Genomic DNA, 19,911 nt, shown 5'->3' with positions numbered 1-19,911 from the left:
ACGTCACCCGCCCGGAAACCGCCAGTGGTGGTTAGCAGGCAAATCGCTTTATGATGCCAGCCATGATCAAAGACCCTTTTGCAAGACTCGGCCTGGACCGGGAAGTCCTTACTGTCAGCCAGCTCAACGGCCGCGCCCGGGTATTGCTCGAAGACGTGTTCACTGGCATCTGGGTCGAAGGCGAGATTTCCAACCTCTCGCGCCCGGCCTCGGGCCATGTCTACTTCACCCTCAAGGATTCCAGCGCTCAAGTCCGTTGCGCGCTGTTTCGCCAGAATGCCGCACGGGTCCGCCAGGCGCTGAAAGACGGCCTGCAGGTCAAAGTGCGCGGCAAGGTCTCCTTATATGAAGGCCGCGGCGACTATCAGCTGATTCTCGACACCGTAGAGCCAGCCGGGGACGGAGCATTGCGCCTGGCGTTCGAAGCGCTGAAAAACAAGCTGGACGAAGAAGGCCTGTTCAGCACCGACCGCAAGCGCGCCCTGCCCCAGCATCCCCAGCGCATTGGCATCATCACCTCGCCCACCGGCGCGGTGATCCGCGACATTATCAGTGTGTTCCGCCGCCGGGCGCCGCAGGTCGAGCTGATCCTGGTCCCGACCGCCGTGCAGGGTCGCGAGGCCATCGGGCAGATTGTCCGCGCTTTGCAACTGGCCGACCGGGGCGGCTTCGACGCTTTGATCCTGGCCCGTGGCGGCGGCTCGCTGGAAGACCTCTGGTGCTTCAACGAAGAACCGGTGGCGCGAGCGATTGCTGCCTGTGTCACACCGATTGTCAGCGCCGTGGGTCACGAGACCGATGTGTCGATCAGCGACTTTGTCGCAGATGTGCGCGCACCGACGCCATCGGCTGCCGCCGAACTGCTGGCCCCGGACTCCAGCGACTTGCTGCGCCGGGTCGAAAACCTGCAACGCCGCCTGCTCAGCCGCATGCGGGAAAAACTGATGCGTGAGCAGCTCAAACTTGATGGCCTGTCACGCCGCCTGCGCCACCCCGGCGAGCGCCTGCGCCAACAGGCGCAACGCCTCGACGAGCTGGACATGCGCATGCGCCGCGCCTTCGAGCAGCACATGCACAAGCAGCAATTGCAGGTCGCGCACCTGCAAAGCCGGCTGGCCGCGCAGCACCCCGGACGCACGCTGGGCTTTCTGCGCCAGCGCCTCGATAGCCTGGCCGTGCGACTGCCACGGGCGATACGTGAACAGATCAAAACCCGTCGACTGCAGTTGCAAAGCCAGGTGCAGACCCTGCAGGTGGTCAGCCCGCTGGCAACCCTGGGGCGCGGCTACAGCATCCTGCTCGACGAGCGCGGCCAGGCGATTCGCAAAGCCGACCAGACCCACACCGGCCAGCGCCTCACCGCGCGACTGAGCGAGGGCGAACTGCAAGTGCGTGTCGAAGACAACCACCTCACGCCCGTAACCCTTTCCCTTCTGGACTGACCTGCCGATGCTACGTTTTATTGCACCGCTGCTTGCCCTGCTGATCTGCCTGCCCGCCCAGGCCGACAGTTATATCGCCCGCATGCTCAACAAACCCGTGCCCGGAGGCGTGGCAGTGATCGATCTGGGCAACGCCGCCCAGGCACCCAAAGCCACTTATCAGGGTAAACCGGTGCTGGTGGTGCGCGAGCAGGACGCTCGCTGGCTGGCCATCGTCGGCATCCCATTGACGGTCAAGCCCGGTAGCCAGCAAATACTCAGCGGCGGTCGCACCCTGCCCTTCACCGTGGGCAGCAAGAAATACAAGGAACAGCGCATTACCCTGAAAGACCAGAGCAAGGTCACCCCGGACCCCGAGCAGACCAAACGCTATGAGCGCGAACTGGCCGAACAACTGCGTGCCTACCTCAGCTTCAGCCCAGGCACGCCGAGCAACCTGATGCTCGACAAGCCGGTCAACGGCCCACTGTCGAGCCGCTTTGGCGTACGCCGCTTCTTCAACGGTGAAGAACGCAACCCGCACTCGGGCCTGGACTTCGCCGTGCCGGCTGGCACACCGATCAAGTCCCCGGCGGCAGGCAAAGTGATTCTGACCGGTGATTACTTCTTTAATGGCCAGACGGTATTCGTCGACCATGGCCAAGGCTTCATCAGCATGTTCTGCCACCTGTCGAAGATCGATGTAAAGGTCGGCGACGCAGTTGCACGGGGTGGCGTGGTCGGCAAGGTCGGCGCCACAGGCCGTGCGACGGGCCCACACATGCACTGGAACGTCAGCCTCAATGATGCGCGGGTGGATCCGGCGATCTTCATCGGTGCGTTCGAGCCCTGAGCCTGACTGAGTTGCGCGACCAGAACGGACGCAACAATTAAAATTCAAAAACCGCGGAATTCTCGCCATGAAAACTCGTACAACGAGAGCATGCGAGGATTCCTATCAATTTTTTTCAAGTGCTTGCCAAGTTTTACCCCAATGGGTACGTTTGACCGCATGAAAATCTCTCACACCCTCATCCTGCTGCGCCAGCACGCCTGCCTGGACCTGGTCAGCGCACGACTGCCAGGCCTGACTGCCTGACCTCGCCCCTGCCTGCATTCGCATTACCTATGGCTGGCCGCCTCTTTTCGGCCGATATCAGTACAAGGATTAACCCGATGACCATGCTCAAAGACCCTTCGAAGAAGTACCGTGCGTTCCCGACCATCGACCTGCCTGATCGCACCTGGCCTTCGAAGTCCATCACCAGCGCGCCGATCTGGTGCAGCTCCGACCTGCGTGATGGCAACCAGTCGCTGATCGAGCCAATGGACTCGGCCAAGAAGCTGCGTTTCTGGAAGACCCTGGTCAGCGTCGGCGTCAAGGAAATCGAAGCCGCCTTCCCGGCCGCTTCGCAGACCGACTTCGACTTCGTGCGCACCCTGATCGAAGACGGCCACATCCCCGACGACACCACCATTCAGGTGCTGACCCAGGCGCGTGAAGACCTGATCGCCCGGACATTCGAGTCGCTGCGCGGCGCCAAGAAGGCCATCGTTCACCTGTACAACGCCACCAGCCCGTCGTTCCGCCGGATTGTCTTCAATCAGGACAAACAGGGCGTCAAAGACATCGCGGTCAATGCCGCCAAGCTGTTCGTCAAATACGCCGCCCAGCAGCCAGAAACCCAGTGGAGCTTCGAGTACTCGCCAGAGACCTTCAGCGCCACCGAGCTGGAATTCGCCAAAGAAGTCTGCGACGCGGTCATCGAAGTCTGGAACCCGACCCCCGAGCACAAGATCATCCTCAACCTGCCGGCCACCGTTGAAGTCTCGACGCCGAATGTCTATGCCGACCAGATCGAGTGGTTCTGCCGCAACGTCAATCGCCGCGACAGCGTGCTGATCAGCCTGCACACCCACAACGACCGTGGCACCGGCGTAGCCGCCACCGAGCTGGGCCTGATGGCCGGTGCCGATCGTGTCGAAGGCTGCCTGTTCGGTAACGGCGAGCGCACTGGTAACGTCGACCTGGTGACCCTGGGCCTGAACCTCTACACCCAGGGCGTCAACCCTGAACTGGACTTCTCCGACATCGACGGGATCCGCAAGGTGGTCGAAGAGTGCAACCAGATTCCGGTCCACCCACGCCACCCATACGTCGGTGACCTGGTTCACACCGCGTTCTCCGGCTCGCACCAGGACGCCATCCGCAAGGGCTTCGCTCAGCAGAAAGACGACACCCTGTGGGAAGTACCGTACCTGCCAATCGACCCGGCCGATATCGGTCGCAGCTACGAAGCTGTCATCCGCGTCAACAGCCAGTCCGGCAAAGGCGGCATCACTTACCTGCTGGAGCAGGAATACGGCATCTCCCTGCCACGCCGCATGCAGATCGAGTTCAGCCAGGTCGTTCAGGGTGAAACCGACCGTCTGGGCCTGGAAATGACGGCGCAACAGATCTACGCGCTGTTCAAGCGTGAATATCTGCAGGCCAACAAGCCTTACGCGCTGATCAGCCATCGCTTGCAGGAGGAGAACAACACCAGCGCGGTGGATGCCGAAGTCAACGTCAATGACGAGACCCATCACTGGAAAGGCAAAGGCAACGGCGCTCTGGAAGCGCTGGTTTCCAGCCTGCCAGTCAAGGTCGAGATCATGGACTACAACGAGCACTCGATCGGTGCCGGCACCACTGCCAAGGCCGCTGCCTACATCGAACTGCGGGTGAATGGCGAACGCGCGGTGCACGGCGTAGGCATCGACGAAAATATCACCACGGCCAGCTTCCGTGCCCTGTTCAGCGCCCTTAACCGCTCGCTGAGCCAGACCCCGGCCAAGCCTGTAGCAGCCTGATAAGCGCCCTGGATCTCGCCCAAAATGCACCTCATTGGTGCTTTGGGCGAAATCCGCCGGGCATTACGCCCTTATTTTGTGCAAGTTGCATTTCCCGCATACCCCCCGCAGATTCGGCATAAGACACGGCAAAACGCTGTGATAGCATTGCGGCCTTAAACGATTCAGGCATAAGCCTCTGGCCACTCCGGTCAGCATTCCGGCTTTGAACTTGCCTCTTCGCTGTACTTCACTCCTGATTACCACGACGACCCAGCATTGATTTTCAGACGAGAATCCTGCACGGAGCGACTCACCGTGCATTGAGAAAAACCGTCAGCCCCGCTGCTGCCCGGCTGACCCTGCCCTGTATGGAGCGACTATGCCCAAGGCTTCCCATCAAGATCTGCGCCGCAGCTTCCGCGCGCTGACCTCCTCCAGTTCCTGCTACCGCACCGCCTCGGTGTTCGACCCCATGTCGGCCCGCATCGCCGCTGATCTCGGCTTTGAAGTCGGCATCCTCGGCGGCTCCGTCGCGTCGCTGCAAGTGCTGGCCGCTCCGGATTTCGCGCTGATTACTCTGAGCGAGTTCGTCGAGCAAGCCACCCGCATTGGTCGCGTGGCTGAACTGCCATTCATCGCCGACGCAGACCACGGCTACGGCAATGCGCTGAATGTCATGCGTACCGTGATCGAACTGGAGCGTGCCGGTGTGGCAGCCCTGACCATCGAAGACACCCTGCTGCCAGCGCAATTTGGCCGCAAGTCCACCGATTTGATCTCGGTAGGTGAAGGCGTGGGCAAGATGCGCGCGGCACTGGAGGCCCGGGTAGATCCTGAGCTGTCGATCTTCGCCCGCACCAATGCCGGCATCCTGCCTGTCGCCGAGACCATCGACCGCATGCAGCAGTACCAAGCGACCGGTGTGGACGGCATTACCATCGTCGGGGTGCGCGACTTCGATCATCTGGCGCAGATCTCCGAAGGCATCAGCGTGCCGCTGATGCTGGTCACCTACGGCAACCCTGAGCTGCTCGACAACCAGCGTCTGGCAGAGATGGGCGTACGGGTGTGCGTCGATGGCCACGCGGCCTATTTCGCGGCGATCAAGGCCACCTACGACAGCCTGCGCGCGCAGCGCCAGATCACCTGCAAGACCAGTGAAATGAGCGCGACCGAACTGACCCACACCTACACTCAGCCGGAAGACTATGTGCAGTGGGCCAAGAAGTTCATGGACGTGAACGAGTAACCGCCAAGACTCATTAAAAAGCCTCCGTCTCGTAAGAGCCGGAGGCTTTTTTACATGCATCTTTCGCAGCTGAAGCCGCTCTTGCAGCACTCAGGCAATTCAGGCAATTCAGGCTTTGGTGTTGACCAGGCCTTGAGATACCAGTTGCAGCAGCGAGCCTTGCAAAGTGCTCAGTTGGGAATTGACTGTCGAGATCTGGGCCTGAATCGTGGCCACCTGGACCGCCTTGTTTTCCTCGGACTGCTTGCTTACCTGTGCGGCGGCCAGTTGCTGCTGCAACTCTTGAAGTTGCTTCTGCGCCTCTTCAATCTGCTTTTTGATCTGCTGGATCAACTTTTCAGTCGAGACACCACCAGACGCAGGCGTGCCGACGGACTCCAATGAGACGTCAAGCTTCTTGGGCTCGGAGGTCTCAGCTGTCGCCGAATCGATCTTTTCAGCCTGAGTCTTGCTTTGCAACGCGTAGGCGCTGTTGTAGATGCTAACGTTACCGGCATTGATGGTGGTCATGATGGGCTCCTGTATCCCTGCCCCTGTATCGGCGCGAATGCACTCAACTGTAACTAATTATTGAATCTGGAACGTGTCGGCATCCAGATAAGCCGGGAAACGGGACCGGTACTCGGCCAGCGCACAACCCTCAAGGGTCACTTGAAACACACCATCGCCCTCATCGGCGTTCAGCAAGCATTCGCCCTGAAAGTCCAGCACTTGGCTATCGCCCGTGTAGGCCAGCCCCTTGCCGTCCGTACCGACCCGGTTCACTGCAGCGACATAACACAGGTTTTCGATAGCCCGCGCCGGCAGCAGGCGGTTCCAGTGCAGGCGCCGAGCGCCCGGCCAGTTGGCGGTGTAAAGCAACAGATCGGTGTCGCGACCGTCACGGCTCCAGACCGGAAACCGCAGGTCGTAACAGATCAGCGGACGAATCCGCCAGCCATTCAATTCAAAGGTCACCTGCCGTTCACCGGGGGTGTAGTGCTCATGCTCGCCCGCCATGCGGAACAAGTGGCGCTTGTCGTAATGCAGCAGCTCACCGTCAGGGCGTGCCCAAAGCAGGCGGTTGCGATGACTGCCATCAGCGGCGCGCACGATCACGCTGCCGGTCATCACCGCCTGCAAGCGGCGGGCCTGGGCCAGCAACCACTGTGCGGCAGGCCCCTGCTCCGGCTCAGCCTGGCCGGCCGAGTCCATGCTGAAACCGGTGGTGAACATCTCAGGCAGCACCACCAGGTCGGCTTTTTGCACCTGATCGAGCAACGCCTCGAAATGGGCGAAGTTGGACTGCGGGTCATGCCAGGCCAGCCGGGTCTGGACCAGGGCGATGTTCAGTGGCGGCAGGTTGCTCAGATCGCGCATAGCTTTTGCGCTGCCTGACGCAGCGTCTCCTCACGTTTGGCGAAACACAGGCGGATCAGACGCTGCCCTTCAGGCGGGCTCTGGTAGAACACCGACACAGGGATGCTCGCCACGCCATGTTCGCGGGTCATCCACAGCGCCATATCGACATCGTTCAGGTCAGGACGGATCTGTGAATAATCGACCAACTGGAAGTAGGTGCCAGCCACTGGTGTAAAGCTGAAACGCGAGCCGGCCAGTTGCGCACTGAAGTAATCGCGCTTGGCCTGGTAGAACGCCGGCAGCTCCTCGACATGTTCCGGGTGCTCGACCATGAAATCTGCCAGGGCAAACTGCAACGGGGTCACACCACAGAAACTGACATATTGATGCACCTTGCGCAGTTCAGCAGTGAGTGCCGGTGGCGCAACCACGTAGCCGGTCTTCCAGCCGGTGACGTGGTAGGTCTTGCCGAATGAACTGACCACAAAGGCACGGGAATACAGCGTCTCGTGCGCCAGAACGCTGACATGCTGCAGACCGTCGTAGACCAGATGCTCGTAGACTTCATCACTGATCAGATAAATATCGCGATCAGCGATCAAGGCTGCCAGTTGGTCCAGCTCGGCACGACTGACCAATGCCCCACAAGGGTTGTGCGGGGTATTGAGGATGATCATGCGGGTGCGCGGGCTTAGCGCATCGCTGAGCTGCTGCCAGTCGATGGAGAAATCCCGGGTATTGAGCTGCACATGCACACAGCGGCCACCGGCCAACTCTACAGAAGGCTCATAGCTGTCGTAGCAAGGGTCGAAAACGATGACTTCATCGCCCGGCCGGATCACCGCCTGCACCGCGCAGAAGATCCCCTGGGTAGCGCCCGGGGTGATGGTGATCTCGGTATCAGCATTGACCGTGACGCCGTAGCTGCGGGCGATCTTGGCCGCAACCTGTTCGCGCAGTGCAGGCAGGCCGGTCATGGGGGAATATTGGTTGCGTCCTTCGGCAACATGGCGGCCGACCGCATCACGCAGCGCCTGCGGGCCGTCGAAATCAGGAAAACCCTGAGACAGATTGATCGCCCCGGTTTGCGCGGCGAGCTGGGACATGACGGTAAAGATGGTGGTGCCGACGTTGGGCAGTTTGCTGTCGATCATTGAAGGCCTGCGCTGGGGTTGAGCTGTAATAGCCAACCCTACCGCAGGTTTGAGCTGCAAGCTACAAGCTGCAAGCCACAAGAAAAAGCACACCGTAGTCCGCTATTGCTTGCCGCTTATGGCTTGCAGCTGGCCGCTGCTTTTAGCGCTTTTTGTCGCGGCGTTTCTTGTCGGCTTTCTTGTGGTGCGACATCAAGCGACGCTTCTTGTTGACCTGGCGGTCGGTGAGCGTGTTCTTGTTGCCTTCGTACGGGTTGTCACTGCCTTTGAATTCAATGCGGATCGGCGTACCGACCAGCTTGAGCACCCGGCGATAGGTGTTTTCCAGGTAGCGGATGTACGACTTGGGCACCGCATCGACCTGGTTACCGTGAATCACGATGATCGGCGGGTTGGCGCCACCGAGGTGGGCATAGCGCAGCTTGATGCGGCGGCCGTTGACCATCGGTGGTGCGTGATCGCTGACCGCGTCTTCGAGGATCTGGGTCAGGCGGCTGGTCGGCCAGCGGGTGACCGCCGAGGTAAAGGCATTCTGTACCGACTTGTACAGGTTGCCCACGCCGGTGCCATGCAGCGCCGAGATGAAGTGAATGTCGGCAAAGTCGACGAAGAACAACCGGCGCTCCAGCTCGATCTTCACGTAGTCGCGCTCGCCAGGGGTCATGCCATCCCACTTGTTCAGCGCGATGACAATGGCCCGACCGGCTTCCAAGGCAAAGCCGAGCAGGTTCAGATCGTGATCGACCACGCCTTCACGCGAGTCCATCACGAAGATCACCACGTTGGCGTCCTTGATGGCCTGCAGGGTCTTGACCACCGAGAACTTCTCGACTTCCTCGTGGATCTTGCCGCGCTTGCGCACCCCGGCGGTGTCGATCAGGGTGTATTTCTCTTCGTTGCGCTCGAAGGGAATGTAGATGCTGTCGCGGGTGGTGCCCGGCTGATCGTAAACGATGACCCGGTCCTCACCGAGCATGCGGTTGACCAGGGTCGACTTGCCAACGTTCGGACGGCCAATGATTGCGATCTTGATGCCGTCTTTTTCGCTAGGGCCAGGAATGCGCTTGGCTTCCTCGCCTTCGGCGACGTCTTCGGCGTCCAGGTCGACGGTTTCTTCTTCGTCCCAGACCAGCCCCTGCAGCGCGATTTCCAGCATCTGCGAAATACCGCGCCCGTGGGCACCGGCCACCGGAATCGCGTCACCCAGGCCCATCGGGCTGAACTCGGCGCGCGCCAGGTTTTCGTCGATGTTGTCGATCTTGTTGGCCACCACAAAGCTGCGCTTGTTGCGTTTGCGCAAGTGCTCGCCAATCATCTGATCGGCTGCGGTGTAACCGGCCTTGGCGTCGACCAGGAACAATACGACATCGGCTTCTTCGATGGCCATGAGCGATTGCTCGGCCATTTTTTCATCCATGCCGTGTTCGTCACCGGAAATACCACCGGTGTCGATCAGGATGTACGAGTGCCCCTGCCACTTCGCCTCTCCGTATTGGCGATCACGGGTCAGACCGGACAGGTCGCCGACAATGGCGTCGCGGGTCCGGGTCAGGCGGTTGAACATGGTGGACTTGCCGACGTTCGGTCGACCCACCAGGGCGATTACGGGAACCATGCGGCTCTCCACTGCGTTATTTCAGAAAATACAAAAGCCGCTGCAGGGCAGCGGCCGGAGTTCAGGGGGGCACCTCGCGGTGCCGCCACCCTGCAGAACAGGGCTTATTGCTTGATGGTCAGGGCTTCAAGCTTGCCGCTGTTGCCATACACGTAAATCGTATCGCCGACCACCAGAGGACGTGCCCGCAGGCCATCACTGTCGATGCGCTCACGACCTACGAAGCGGCCATCGACCTGACTGAGCAGGTGCAGATAGCCTTCGAAGTCACCCACGGCCACGTAGCTGGAGAACACCTCAGGCGCGCTCAGCTGACGACGGGCCAGCGACTCGTTGCTCCACAGCGCCGTGGAAGAGCGCTCATCGATACCTTCGACAGTACCGGATGCCAGGCTCACATAAACGCTGCCAAAGCCCTGGGCCACACCGTCGTAGCTCGACGCATCGCGCTGCCACAGCACCCGGCCGCTCTCCAGATCAAGACCGGCAACCCGGCCCTGATAGCTGGCGACGTACAGGGTACCACCGGACAGCAGCAGGCCGCCGTCGATGTCGACCACCCGCTCAAGCTCGGAACGGCCTTGCGCAATGGCAACACGCTGTTCCCAGACCGGTACGCCGTTGCTGATGTCCAGCGCGACGACCTTACCGGTAGACAGGCCGGCCACTGCCAGGCGATTGGTCACCAGCGGTGCGCTGGTGCCACGCAGGGTCAGTACCGCCGGGGTGCTCTCGTAGATCCAGCGCTGCGAGCCAGTATAGGCGTCCAGGCCGATCACGCGATCATCCTGGGTCTGTACGACCACGACATCACCGTTGTTGGCCGGCGGCGCCAGCACTTCGCTGGTCACCCTGGCACGCCATTTTTCATCACCGCTGCTGGCGTCCAGTGCCACGACCTCACCCTTGAGGGTGCCAATGGTCAGCAGGCCGTAAGCCACGCCGACAGCACCGGACACCGGCAGGTCGAGATCTTTCTTCCAGAGCGTTGCGCCGGTCTCGCGATCCAGAGCGACGATCTCGCCGTTCACATCGGCAGCATAGATGCGCTCACCGTCGATGGCCGGCACCAGCATGTTGTAAGTCTTGCCCTGGCCGTCGCCGACCGAGTGGCTCCACTTCTTCTGCAGGATGACTTCCTCGGTGAACTTGGTCAGCTCGGCCGGTGGCAGCTCTTTCTTGCTGTTGCTGCTGCAACCCACGGCCATGACGGCCAGAGCCAGCAATGCTGCATGTTTCCAACGAATCACGTCACGCATCCCCTTTAGCCAGATCGTCGAGCTTCATTTGCAGACCACCCACTGCTGCGTCTGGCGACAGTGCGGACTTGGCCTTTTGATAAGCAGCATGGGCCTCATCGGTACGGCCCAGTTGCACCAGCAGGTCGCCTTTGAGTTCTTCGCGGCTGGCCAGGAAGGCCTTGTCGGCATCGCCGGTGAGCAGTTTCAGAGCCTCTTCGGTCTTGCTCTGCGCAGCCAGGACACGGGCCAGACGCTGGCGGGCGATTTCGCCCAGCGTAGCGTTGGCCGGTTTGTCGGTGACCGGCTTCAATTCCGCTGCGGCATCATCAAGCTTACCGGTGTCGACTGCAACCTTGGCGACGAACAGGCTGGCGTACTGCGCGTAAGCAGTACCGCCAAACTCGTTCTTGAGTTTGCCTGCCAGCTCGGCCACTCGGGCCGGGTCAGCTTCGCCCGACGGGGTCAGCGCGGTTTCCAGCAGTTGCTGGTAGAGCACGGAGGCGTTGGAGGACTGAGCGGCCTGATACTTCTGCCAGTACTGCCAGCCAAACACCACCACCAACGCCAGCAGACCGCCAGTCACCAGGGGTTTGCCGTTGCGCTGCCACCAGTCCTTCATTACTGCCAGATCTTCATCTTCGGTACGCGACACCCCAATACTCCTATAAGCCTAATCTGCTGTTTATCCGTTTCACGCCTGTGCCAGGCTGGCCGCCAGGTACTCGGCGAGAGCATCCCAGGCAATATTCTGTTGCTCACCCTGGCCGCGCAGCGGCTTGACGCCGATCTGCCGGTTGGCCAGTTCTTCTTCCCCGAGAATCAGAGCGAACAGCGCACCGCTCTTGTCAGCCTTCTTGAACTGGCTCTTGAAGCTGCCGGCGCCAGCATTGACCTGCAGGCGCAGGCCCGGCAGACGATCACGAACCTGCTCGGTCAGGGTCAAGGCTGCCAGCTCGGCGGCCTCGCCAAAGGCGCACAGGTAGACATCGACCTGACGGGCGAGATCTTCCGGGATCTGCTCAAGGGTTTCCAGCAGCAATACCAGGCGCTCGATGCCCATGGCGAACCCGACACCGGCAGTCGGCTTGCCGCCCATCTGCTCGACCAGGCCGTCATAGCGTCCACCGGCGCATACGGTGCCCTGGGCACCAAGCTTGTCGGTGACCCACTCGAATACGGTCTTGCTGTAGTAATCCAGGCCGCGCACCAGCTTCGGATTGATGACATACGGAATGCCAGCGGCGTCCAGACGCGCCTTGAGGCCGTCAAAGTGAATCCGCGACTCCTCGTCGAGGTAGTCGGCCAGCTTCGGCGCATCGACCAGCAACGCCTGGGTGTCCGGGTTCTTGGTATCCAGAATACGCAGCGGGTTGGTGGTCAGGCGGCGCTGGCTGTCTTCGTCCAGTTGCTCATGACGCGCCGAGAGGAACTCGACCAGCGCATCTCGGTAGCGGGCACGGGCTTCGCTGGTGCCCAGGCTGTTGAGTTCCAGTTTGACTGCATCACGAATACCCAGCTGGCCCCACAGCCGCCAGGTGAGCACGATCAGCTCGGCATCGACGTCCGGGCCGTCGAGGTTGAACACTTCGACGCCAATCTGATGAAACTGGCGATAACGGCCTTTCTGTGGCCGCTCGTGACGGAACATCGGGCCGATGTACCACAGTTTCTGGACCTGGCCACCACCGGTGATACCGTGCTCCAGCACGGCACGCACACAGGCCGCTGTGCCTTCGGGGCGCAAGGTCAGGGAGTCGCCGTTACGATCGGCGAAGGTGTACATCTCTTTCTCGACGATATCGGTGACTTCACCGATCGAGCGCTTGAACAGCTCGGTGAACTCGACGATCGGCATGCGGATCTGGCGATAGCCGTAGTTGTCCAGCAGGCCCGAAACGGTGCCTTCGAAATAGCGCCACAGCGGGGTCTGCTCGGGCAGGATGTCGTTCATGCCACGAATGGCTTGCAGAGACTTACTCACAAAAAATCCTTAGCAATCTTGATTAACCGCGCGCGATGACAGCGGCGTCGGCTTCTGCTTTTTCGGCCGCTTTCTCGCGAATCAGGCGCTCGAGTTCGGTCACAAGGTTGTCGTTGCCCAGCTTCTGGGCAGGCTTGCCGTCGATGTAGATCAGGTTCGGGCTGCCACCGGTCAGGCCGATATGTGCTTCCTTGGCCTCACCCGGACCGTTGACCACACAGCCGATGACCGCCACGTCCAGCGGCACCAGCAGGTCTTCGAGGCGGCCTTCGAGTTCGTTCATGGTCTTGACCACATCGAAGTTCTGCCGCGAGCAACTCGGGCAGGCGATGAAGTTGATGCCACGCGAACGCAAGTGCAACGACTTGAGGATGTCGTAGCCGACCTTGACCTCTTCTACCGGATCGGCAGCCAGCGAGATGCGGATAGTATCGCCAATTCCTTCGGCAAGCAGCATACCCAGCCCTACGGCAGATTTCACTGTGCCTGAACGCAGGCCACCGGCCTCGGTGATACCCAGGTGCAGCGGCTGGACGATCTGCCTGGCCAACTGCCGATAGGCTTCGACCGCCATGAACACGTCCGACGCCTTGACACTGACCTTGAAGTCCTGGAAATCCAGACGATCGAGGTGTTCGACATGGCGCAGCGCCGACTCGACCAACGCTGCCGGGGTCGGCTCGCCGTATTTTTTCTGCAGGTCTTTTTCCAGGGAACCGGCGTTGACGCCAATCCGGATCGGGATACCCCGGTCACGAGCCGCATCGACCACCGCCTTGACCCGGTCTTCACGACCGATGTTGCCGGGGTTGATACGCAGACAGTCGACACCCAGCTCGGCCACACGCAGGGCAATCCGGTAGTCGAAGTGAATATCGGCAACCAGCGGTACTTTAACCAGTTGCTTGATACGCCCGAACGCCTCGGCAGCGTCCATGTCTGGCACCGACACCCGCACGATGTCCACGCCGGCGGCTTCCAGACGGTTGATCTGCGCGACAGTGGCCGCTACATCGTTGGTATCACTGTTGGTCATGCTCTGTACGGCGATCGGTGCGTCGCCACCGACAGGAACCGAACCAACCCAGATCTTTCTGGATTCGCGACGCTTGATGGGGGATTGGCCGTGCATGACTTATTGCCCTAGTTTCAGGCGAGCGGTCTCGCCACTGGTAAATGGAGCCACATCTACAGGCTGTCCGTTGTAGCTGACTTCAGCGCCACGGGCATAGCCCAGACGCAATGAAAGCGGCGGTTTGCCGCTGACTTCAAGGTTTTCGCCCTTGCGCTTGAGGCCGCTGGCAAGCACCTTGCCGTTGCCGTCGGTGACCTGGGTCCAGCAATCGGCGGTGAACTTGACGCTGACCTGACCAGAACCCGGCAGGATCGGCGCGATGGTCTCGGTGCTGGCCGGTGCCGACGCCACAGGAGCAGGCTGTGTGGCAGGCGCTGGCGCAGTAGCGGCTGGCGCTGGCGCGACAGCGGTGCTGGCGGGCGCCACAGGAGCGGCAGGAACCGTTGCAGGTGCTGCGGCGCTGTTCTGGGCTGGCGCGCTGTCAGTAGCCGGAGCCTCGGTGATCAGTGGCAAGGGCGCACTATTGGCGGGTGCGGCAGACTCTGGCGCCGCTTGCGGCCGTGGCTCGTCGATCGGGTGAATCTGGGTGGTGCCGTCCGCGCTCTCGACCTCGACGTGTTCAAGCACCAGACCGGCCAGGTCCTTGCCACGCATCGCAGCCTGGTCCTGCCACCAGAGAAAACCGCCACCTACCAGCACCACCAGCAACAACAGGCTGACGATGCGCAGAATGTTGTGGGACAGGCGCACAGGTTCTTCAATGCGGCCCAGCGCGTGTACGTCACTGCCCTTGCCGTTGGTGCCGGTATATTGATCAAACTGCGCCACCAGCGCAGCCTGGTCCAGCTCCAGCAGCTTGGCGTAGGCGCGCACATAACCACGAGCGAAGGTATGTCCTGGAAGTTTGTCGAAAGCGCCGTTCTCAACGTGATTCAGAGAGCCGACAGTGAGATTGAGCCTCAGCGCCACATCAGGCAAAGACCAGTTCCGATGCTCACGAGCCTGGCGCAGGGTTTCCCCAGGATTCTGGTGACTGGCTGCTACAACTTCGGGATGCGCCGCTTTCATCATTGCTCCGACAGGTATTGCTGATATTCCGGCGTGCCGGGATAGAGTCTTTTCAACTGCAGCCCATAACTGGCTGCCTTGTTACGGTCTTCGTAGATCTTCGCCAGGCGCAGCCCCAATAACAGGCTGCGGGCATTCTGCTCGCTGAGCTGGCTGAACTGCTCGTAGAAATCACGCGACGGCACATAGTGCCCTTGCTCGTAGTTCAACTCAGCCATTTCCAGCAAGGCACGTGGCTGGCGACGGTCCAGCCGCAAGGCACGGGTGAAATGCTCACGCGCCAGTTCGCGCTTGCCCAGTTGCAGCGCAGTCATACCCAGGCTTTCAAATACCCGCGAGCGCTCAGGATACAGGTTATCAGCAGCGGCCTGCTCAAAACGCGCGTACGCTTCGTCAAAGCGGCGCTGCTCATAAAGGAAACTGCCGTAGTTGTTGACGATTCGCGAGTTGTTACTGCTGGCGGAAATCGCCTTGAGGTAATACTGATCGGCCAGGGCGTACTCCATCTCGGCCTGGAAGACCAGAGCGAGTGCCGCGTTGGCGTCAGGATCCCTGGCGTTGAGCTCCAGGGCCTTTTTCAAGGGCACCTTGGCCCGCTCGGTCTGCCCTTCCTGGAGATAACCAATGCCCAGATGGACATAAGCCTGAAGCGCCTCGTCACGCCCTTTGCTGGTCGACAGCGGGTTGACATCACCCGATGAAACACAACCGGCCAGCAGGATGGCGATACATAACAGCAACGAGGCACGCACAGACATGGAGTCTCTCTTCGCAGTCAGGTTCAAGAAGCGGCGGATTGCCCCTGCCGGGCTTCGGCAGCCAGCTCACGAACGGCGATATGACGCTCGCTGCGCCGGGTCCGGTCCATGACCTGGCCCACCAGCTGGCCGCAGGCCGCGTCGATGTCTTCACCACGAGTGGTGCGTACGGTGACGTTGTAGCCAGCCTGATGCAGCATGTCCTGGAAACGGCGAATCGCGTTGTTGCTCGGGCGCTCGTAACCGGAGTGCGGGAACGGGTTGAACGGGATCAGGTTGATCTTGCACGGTGTGTCGCGCAGCAGCTCGATCATTTCAGCCGCATGCTCGGGCTGGTCGTTGACGTCCTTGAGCAAGGTGTACTCGACGGTCAGTACGCGCTTCTCGCCCAGTGCGGACATGTAGCGGCGGCACGAGTCGAGCAGCACGCTCAACGGATACTTCTTGTTGATCGGTACCAGCTTGTTGCGCAGCGCATCATTGGGCGCGTGCAGCGACAGGGCCAGCGACACATCGATGTGCTTGGCCAGCTCGTCGATCATCGGCACCACGCCGGAGGTGGACAGCGTCACCCGGCGCTTGGAAATGCCATAGCCCAGGTCATCCATCATCAGACGCATGGCAGCAATGACATTGTCGAAATTCAGCAGCGGCTCACCCATGCCCATCATCACCACGTTGGTGATGGCACGGTCGATGGTGGCGGGTACGCTGCCAAAGGATTTGTTGGCAATCCACACCTGGCCGATCACTTCGGCGGCGGTGAGGTTGCTATTGAAGCCTTGCTTGCCGGTGGAGCAGAAACTGCAATCCAGGGCACAGCCTGCCTGGGACGAAACGCACAAAGTGCCGCGTTTGCCCTGGGGAATGAAGACCGTCTCGACGCAGCTGCCGGACGCCACGCGCACCACCCATTTACGGGTGCCGTCGCTGGAGATGTCCTCGCTGACGACTTCAGGACCACGAATCTCGGCACAGCTCTTGAGTTTTTCACGCAAGGCCTTGCTGACGTTCGTCATGGCGTCGAAATCATCGACGCCAAAGTGGTGAATCCACTTCATGACCTGCCCGGCACGGAAGCGTTTCTCCCCGATTGACTCGAAGAATTTTTCCATTTCCTGTTGGGTCAGACCCAGCAAGTTGGTTTTACCAGTGGTCGCGATCATGGATTCACCCTGCGCTCTGTAAACCCGAAGGCTTAGCGAGCGGTTACCTCGGTAGCTGCGAAGAAGTAAGCGATTTCGCGAGCAGCAGCAGCTTCGGAGTCCGAACCGTGAACGGCGTTGGCGTCGATGGACTCGGCGAAGTCAGCACGGATAGTGCCGGCAGCAGCTTCTTTAGGGTTGGTAGCGCCCATCAGCTCACGGTTGCGAGCGATAGCGTTTTCACCTTCCAGAACCTGAACAACAACAGGACCGGAAGTCATGAAGGCAACCAGGTCACCGAAGAAACCGCGCTCGCTGTGCTCAGCGTAGAAGCCTTCGGCTTCGGCTTTGGACAGTTGCTTGATTTTCGAGGCAACGATGCGCAGACCGGCGTCTTCGAAGCGAGTGGTGATCTTGCCGATCACGTTCTTGGCAACGGCGTCTGGCTTGATGATGGAGAAAGTACGTTGAACAGCCATGGTGAAACTCCAGAAACAGAAATTAAAGCGAAAAATTAAACCCGCGAATTATACGCGGGTTATGGAGTATTGCCTAACAAGATCCGTTGCAGGATCAGTCAGCCTCTTCGATCCACAACGCCTGGATGGCCTCAAGGACCTTCTCGCCGCCACGATCACGGTCGTCTTCGAACCCGGGCAACTGGGTCACCCAGTTGCGCAGATCGACGAAGTTAACGTAACGCGGATCGACGTCCGGCTTGCTCTCGGCCAACTGGATCGCGATTTCCTGCACATCAACCCACTTAAGACTCATGAATATCCCCCTCAGGAATCAGTGCGGCGCTTCGGCGGCGTGGTTGAGCGAGTATTTGGGAATCTCGACCGTGATGTCTTCATCACCGACAGTGGCCTGACAGGCAAGGCGCGACTGCGCTTCCAGGCCCCAGGCCTTGTCGAGCATGTCTTCTTCAAGCTCATCAAGCTCGCCGGTCGAATTGAAACCTTTGCGAATCACGCAATGGCAGGTGGTGCAGGCACACACACCACCGCAGGCGCTCTCGATCTCGATGTGATGCTCGTGGGCCAGATCCAGAATCGTCGTACCAGGCGCGGCCTCGACGACCATCCCCTCCGGACAATGCTCCGCATGGGGCAGAAAAGTCACCTTCGGCATCAGTTATTCCTCAATATCATTCAGGTTGCGCCCCGCCAGTGCGGCTTTGACCGTCGAATCCAGGCGGCGGGCAGCAAATGCATCGGTCACCTGCGACAGACGCTTGGTCTGCTGCTCGATGGCCAGCCCATCGGTGCCTTGCATCAATTCACGTAATTCGTCCATCTGCAGCCGGATCACCAGCCGCTCTTCTTCGTCGAGCAAGCGCTCACCGTCGACTTCAAGCGCACCTTCAACCGCTTCGAGCAGGCGCTCGGCATCGACCTGCTGCTCGCGCAGTACGCGGGCCTCTTTGTCTTGGCCGGCGTTCTGGAAGGAGTCCTTGAGCATCCGGGCGATTTCGCCATCGGTGAGGCCGTAAGACGGCTTGACCTGGATACTGGCCTCAACCCCCGACCCCAGCTCACGGGCGGAGACATCGAGCAGACCGTCGGCGTCCACCTGAAACGTCACGCGGATCTTTGCCGCACCAGCGACCATCGGCGGAATGCCCCGCAGTTCAAAGCGCGCCAGCGAACGGCAATCACTGATCAGCTCACGCTCGCCCTGCAGCACATGAATCATCATGGCGGTCTGGCCGTCTTTGTAGGTGGTGAATTCCTGGCCACGCGCCACCGGGATGGTGGTGTTACGGGCAATGACCTTCTCCATCAACCCGCCCATGGTCTCAAGCCCCAGCGACAACGGGATCACATCGAGCAACAGCAGCTCGCCACCGTCTCGCTTGTTGCCAGCCAGCGTATCAGCCTGGATCGCAGCCCCGATGGCCACCACCTGATCCGGGTCGATATCGGTCAACGGCTGACGAGCAAACAACTCGCCGACCGCTTCGCGAACACGCGGCACGCGGGTCGAGCCACCGACCATCACCACGGCACTCACCTCGCCGACTTCGAGATCCGAGTCGCGCAGGGCGCGCCGGCACGCCTTGAGGCTGCGGGCAATCATCGGCTCGATCAGGGCGTTGAACGCATCGCGGGTCAGCTCAGCGCGCCAGTCACCATAGACCACCGGCACAACATCAGCGTCGGTGAGTGCTTCTTTGGCAGCGCAGGCGACTTGCAGCAAGCTGCGCTGGTCGGCTGGGGCCAGGTCGGACGACAGCCCTGCACCGCTGATGATCCACTGCGCGATGGCGTGGTCGAAATCGTCGCCGCCCAGCGCAGTATCACCGCCAGTGGCCAGCACTTCAAAGACACCGCCGGTCAGGCGCAGGATGGAAATATCGAAAGTGCCGCCACCCAGGTCGTAGATAGCTACTACGCCTTCGGCGTTCTGATCCAGACCATAGGCAACGGCAGCAGCGGTCGGCTCGTTGAGCAGACGCAGTACGTTCAGACCGGCCAGCCGCGCAGCATCTTTGGTAGCCTGGCGCTGGGCATCGTCGAAGTAGGCCGGCACGGTGATCACCGCCCCCACCAGTTCGCCGCCCAGCGTCGCTTCAGCGCGCAGGCGCAGAACTTTAAGGATGTCAGCCGAGACCTGCACCGGGCTCTTGGCGCCCTGCACGGTGTCGATGAACGGCATGTGCGACTCACCACCGACAAAGCGGTACGGCAGTTGCTCACCCAGCTGCTTGACGTCAGCCAGGCCGCGGCCCATCAGGCGCTTGACCGACAGCACGGTGTTGAGCGGGTCCTGTGGCGCCGCTGCCTTGGCAGCCTGCCCGACTTCAACACGGTCAGCGTGATAACGCACCGCGGACGGCAGGATGACCTGGCCGTTTTCATCGGGCAGTGGCTCGGAAAGACCGCTGCGCAGTGCAGCGACCAGCGAATTGGTAGTGCCCAGGTCAATACCGACAGCCAGACGGCGCTGATGCGGTTGTGGACTCTGGCCAGGTTCGGCGATCTGCAGTAAGGCCATGCTTTTAAGAATAATCACAGGCGTGCGA

19 protein-coding genes are annotated in these 19,911 nt (G+C 60.7%); 4 read left to right on the top strand and 15 right to left on the bottom strand.

Features of this window, described 5'->3' with window-relative positions:
* Positions 1-62 precede the first annotated feature (62 nt).
* From xseA to NRB16_RS10075, 4 genes are all read left to right on the top strand, one after another.
* Complete coding sequence (gene xseA / locus NRB16_RS10090; protein ID WP_257106064.1) at positions 63-1,442, top strand: exodeoxyribonuclease VII large subunit; 1,380 nt, start codon at positions 63-65, stop codon at positions 1,440-1,442.
* Positions 1,443-1,449: 7 nt separating this feature from the next.
* A complete protein-coding gene (locus NRB16_RS10085; RefSeq protein WP_373568449.1) occupies positions 1,450-2,274 on the top strand; it encodes a peptidoglycan DD-metalloendopeptidase family protein in 825 nt (274 codons plus the stop codon).
* A gap of 323 nt (positions 2,275-2,597) precedes the next feature.
* Entirely contained in the window at positions 2,598-4,274 is a 1,677-nt protein-coding gene (gene leuA, locus NRB16_RS10080) for a 2-isopropylmalate synthase (protein WP_045482541.1), read from the top strand.
* A 361-nt stretch (positions 4,275-4,635) separates the two neighbouring features.
* Positions 4,636-5,505, top strand: a complete 870-nt coding sequence (locus NRB16_RS10075) for an oxaloacetate decarboxylase (protein WP_253142427.1) — start codon at positions 4,636-4,638, stop codon at positions 5,503-5,505.
* A gap of 108 nt (positions 5,506-5,613) precedes the next feature.
* Here NRB16_RS10075 and NRB16_RS10070 read toward each other — a convergent pair whose 3' ends face one another.
* From NRB16_RS10070 to hscA, 15 genes are all read right to left on the bottom strand, one after another.
* A complete protein-coding gene (locus NRB16_RS10070; RefSeq protein ID WP_257106063.1) occupies positions 5,614-6,015 on the bottom strand; it encodes a FlxA-like family protein in 402 nt (133 codons plus the stop codon).
* Positions 6,016-6,072: 57 nt separating this feature from the next.
* A complete protein-coding gene (locus NRB16_RS10065) occupies positions 6,073-6,864 on the bottom strand; it encodes an amidohydrolase (protein WP_257106062.1) in 792 nt (263 codons plus the stop codon).
* On the bottom strand, positions 6,852-8,000 hold the full coding sequence (locus NRB16_RS10060; protein ID WP_045482548.1) for a pyridoxal phosphate-dependent aminotransferase: 1,149 nt from the start codon (positions 7,998-8,000) through the stop codon (positions 6,852-6,854). Before NRB16_RS10060 ends, NRB16_RS10065 begins: the two co-directional genes overlap by 13 nt.
* Before the next feature lie 142 nt (positions 8,001-8,142).
* Positions 8,143-9,615 (bottom strand): ribosome biogenesis GTPase Der, encoded by a 1,473-nt coding sequence (gene der / locus NRB16_RS10055; RefSeq protein ID WP_253116932.1) that lies wholly within the window; start codon positions 9,613-9,615, stop codon positions 8,143-8,145.
* A 104-nt stretch (positions 9,616-9,719) separates the two neighbouring features.
* On the bottom strand, positions 9,720-10,874 hold the full coding sequence (bamB, locus tag NRB16_RS10050) for an outer membrane protein assembly factor BamB (RefSeq protein WP_045482552.1): 1,155 nt from the start codon (positions 10,872-10,874) through the stop codon (positions 9,720-9,722).
* On the bottom strand, positions 10,867-11,475 hold the full coding sequence (locus tag NRB16_RS10045) for a tetratricopeptide repeat protein (RefSeq protein ID WP_173426708.1): 609 nt from the start codon (positions 11,473-11,475) through the stop codon (positions 10,867-10,869). The genes bamB and NRB16_RS10045 overlap by 8 nt, the downstream gene beginning before the upstream one ends.
* A gap of 72 nt (positions 11,476-11,547) precedes the next feature.
* Positions 11,548-12,837 (bottom strand): histidine--tRNA ligase, encoded by a 1,290-nt coding sequence (gene hisS, locus NRB16_RS10040; RefSeq protein ID WP_045482558.1) that lies wholly within the window; start codon positions 12,835-12,837, stop codon positions 11,548-11,550.
* A 22-nt stretch (positions 12,838-12,859) separates the two neighbouring features.
* Entirely contained in the window at positions 12,860-13,969 is a 1,110-nt protein-coding gene (ispG, locus tag NRB16_RS10035) for a flavodoxin-dependent (E)-4-hydroxy-3-methylbut-2-enyl-diphosphate synthase (RefSeq protein ID WP_045482560.1), read from the bottom strand.
* A 3-nt stretch (positions 13,970-13,972) separates the two neighbouring features.
* Positions 13,973-14,980 (bottom strand): RodZ family helix-turn-helix domain-containing protein, encoded by a 1,008-nt coding sequence (locus tag NRB16_RS10030; protein WP_257106061.1) that lies wholly within the window; start codon positions 14,978-14,980, stop codon positions 13,973-13,975.
* Positions 14,980-15,738, bottom strand: coding sequence for a type IV pilus biogenesis/stability protein PilW (pilW, locus tag NRB16_RS10025; RefSeq protein WP_257106060.1), 759 nt, complete (start codon positions 15,736-15,738; stop codon positions 14,980-14,982). The genes NRB16_RS10030 and pilW overlap by 1 nt, the downstream gene beginning before the upstream one ends.
* Before the next feature lie 23 nt (positions 15,739-15,761).
* Positions 15,762-16,904, bottom strand: coding sequence for a 23S rRNA (adenine(2503)-C(2))-methyltransferase RlmN (gene rlmN / locus NRB16_RS10020; RefSeq protein ID WP_045482569.1), 1,143 nt, complete (start codon positions 16,902-16,904; stop codon positions 15,762-15,764).
* 32 nt (positions 16,905-16,936) lie between these two features.
* On the bottom strand, positions 16,937-17,362 hold the full coding sequence (gene ndk / locus NRB16_RS10015; RefSeq protein ID WP_045482572.1) for a nucleoside-diphosphate kinase: 426 nt from the start codon (positions 17,360-17,362) through the stop codon (positions 16,937-16,939).
* A gap of 94 nt (positions 17,363-17,456) precedes the next feature.
* Positions 17,457-17,657 (bottom strand): Fe-S cluster assembly protein IscX, encoded by a 201-nt coding sequence (gene iscX, locus NRB16_RS10010; protein ID WP_045482575.1) that lies wholly within the window; start codon positions 17,655-17,657, stop codon positions 17,457-17,459.
* An 18-nt stretch (positions 17,658-17,675) separates the two neighbouring features.
* Positions 17,676-18,017 (bottom strand): ISC system 2Fe-2S type ferredoxin, encoded by a 342-nt coding sequence (gene fdx, locus NRB16_RS10005; protein WP_045482578.1) that lies wholly within the window; start codon positions 18,015-18,017, stop codon positions 17,676-17,678.
* A 3-nt stretch (positions 18,018-18,020) separates the two neighbouring features.
* On the bottom strand, positions 18,021-19,883 hold the full coding sequence (gene hscA / locus NRB16_RS10000) for a Fe-S protein assembly chaperone HscA (protein ID WP_253142432.1): 1,863 nt from the start codon (positions 19,881-19,883) through the stop codon (positions 18,021-18,023).
* Between the last annotated feature and the right edge of the window lie 28 nt (positions 19,884-19,911).

Source organism: Pseudomonas sp. LJDD11 (genome assembly GCF_024584215.1).
Taxonomy (GTDB): Bacteria; Pseudomonadota; Gammaproteobacteria; order Pseudomonadales; family Pseudomonadaceae; genus Aquipseudomonas.
This window is presented reverse-complemented; position numbering and strand designations above follow the sequence as displayed.

Bases quoted from the DNA above. Each gene is read 5' to 3' on its own strand.
- NRB16_RS10030 (WP_257106061.1), bottom strand. From the start codon at position 14,980: ATGAAAGCGGCGCATCCCGAAGTTGTAGCAGCCAGTCACCAGAATCCT.
- fdx (WP_045482578.1), bottom strand. From the start codon at position 18,017: ATGCCGAAGGTGACTTTTCTGCCCCATGCGGAGCATTGTCCGGAGGGG.
- ispG (WP_045482560.1), bottom strand. From the start codon at position 13,969: ATGCACGGCCAATCCCCCATCAAGCGTCGCGAATCCAGAAAGATCTGG.
- leuA (WP_045482541.1), top strand. From the start codon at position 2,598: ATGACCATGCTCAAAGACCCTTCGAAGAAGTACCGTGCGTTCCCGACC.
- der (WP_253116932.1), bottom strand. From the start codon at position 9,615: ATGGTTCCCGTAATCGCCCTGGTGGGTCGACCGAACGTCGGCAAGTCC.
- NRB16_RS10085 (WP_373568449.1), top strand. From the start codon at position 1,450: ATGCTACGTTTTATTGCACCGCTGCTTGCCCTGCTGATCTGCCTGCCC.
- NRB16_RS10060 (WP_045482548.1), bottom strand. From the start codon at position 8,000: ATGATCGACAGCAAACTGCCCAACGTCGGCACCACCATCTTTACCGTC.
- iscX (WP_045482575.1), bottom strand. From the start codon at position 17,657: ATGAGTCTTAAGTGGGTTGATGTGCAGGAAATCGCGATCCAGTTGGCC.
- NRB16_RS10065 (WP_257106062.1), bottom strand. From the start codon at position 6,864: ATGCGCGATCTGAGCAACCTGCCGCCACTGAACATCGCCCTGGTCCAG.
- NRB16_RS10075 (WP_253142427.1), top strand. From the start codon at position 4,636: ATGCCCAAGGCTTCCCATCAAGATCTGCGCCGCAGCTTCCGCGCGCTG.
- hscA (WP_253142432.1), bottom strand. From the start codon at position 19,883: ATGGCCTTACTGCAGATCGCCGAACCTGGCCAGAGTCCACAACCGCAT.
- ndk (WP_045482572.1), bottom strand. From the start codon at position 17,362: ATGGCTGTTCAACGTACTTTCTCCATCATCAAGCCAGACGCCGTTGCC.
- NRB16_RS10070 (WP_257106063.1), bottom strand. From the start codon at position 6,015: ATGACCACCATCAATGCCGGTAACGTTAGCATCTACAACAGCGCCTAC.
- xseA (WP_257106064.1), top strand. From the start codon at position 63: ATGATCAAAGACCCTTTTGCAAGACTCGGCCTGGACCGGGAAGTCCTT.
- NRB16_RS10045 (WP_173426708.1), bottom strand. From the start codon at position 11,475: ATGAAGGACTGGTGGCAGCGCAACGGCAAACCCCTGGTGACTGGCGGT.
- rlmN (WP_045482569.1), bottom strand. From the start codon at position 16,904: ATGATCGCGACCACTGGTAAAACCAACTTGCTGGGTCTGACCCAACAG.
- pilW (WP_257106060.1), bottom strand. From the start codon at position 15,738: ATGTCTGTGCGTGCCTCGTTGCTGTTATGTATCGCCATCCTGCTGGCC.
- bamB (WP_045482552.1), bottom strand. From the start codon at position 10,874: ATGCGTGACGTGATTCGTTGGAAACATGCAGCATTGCTGGCTCTGGCC.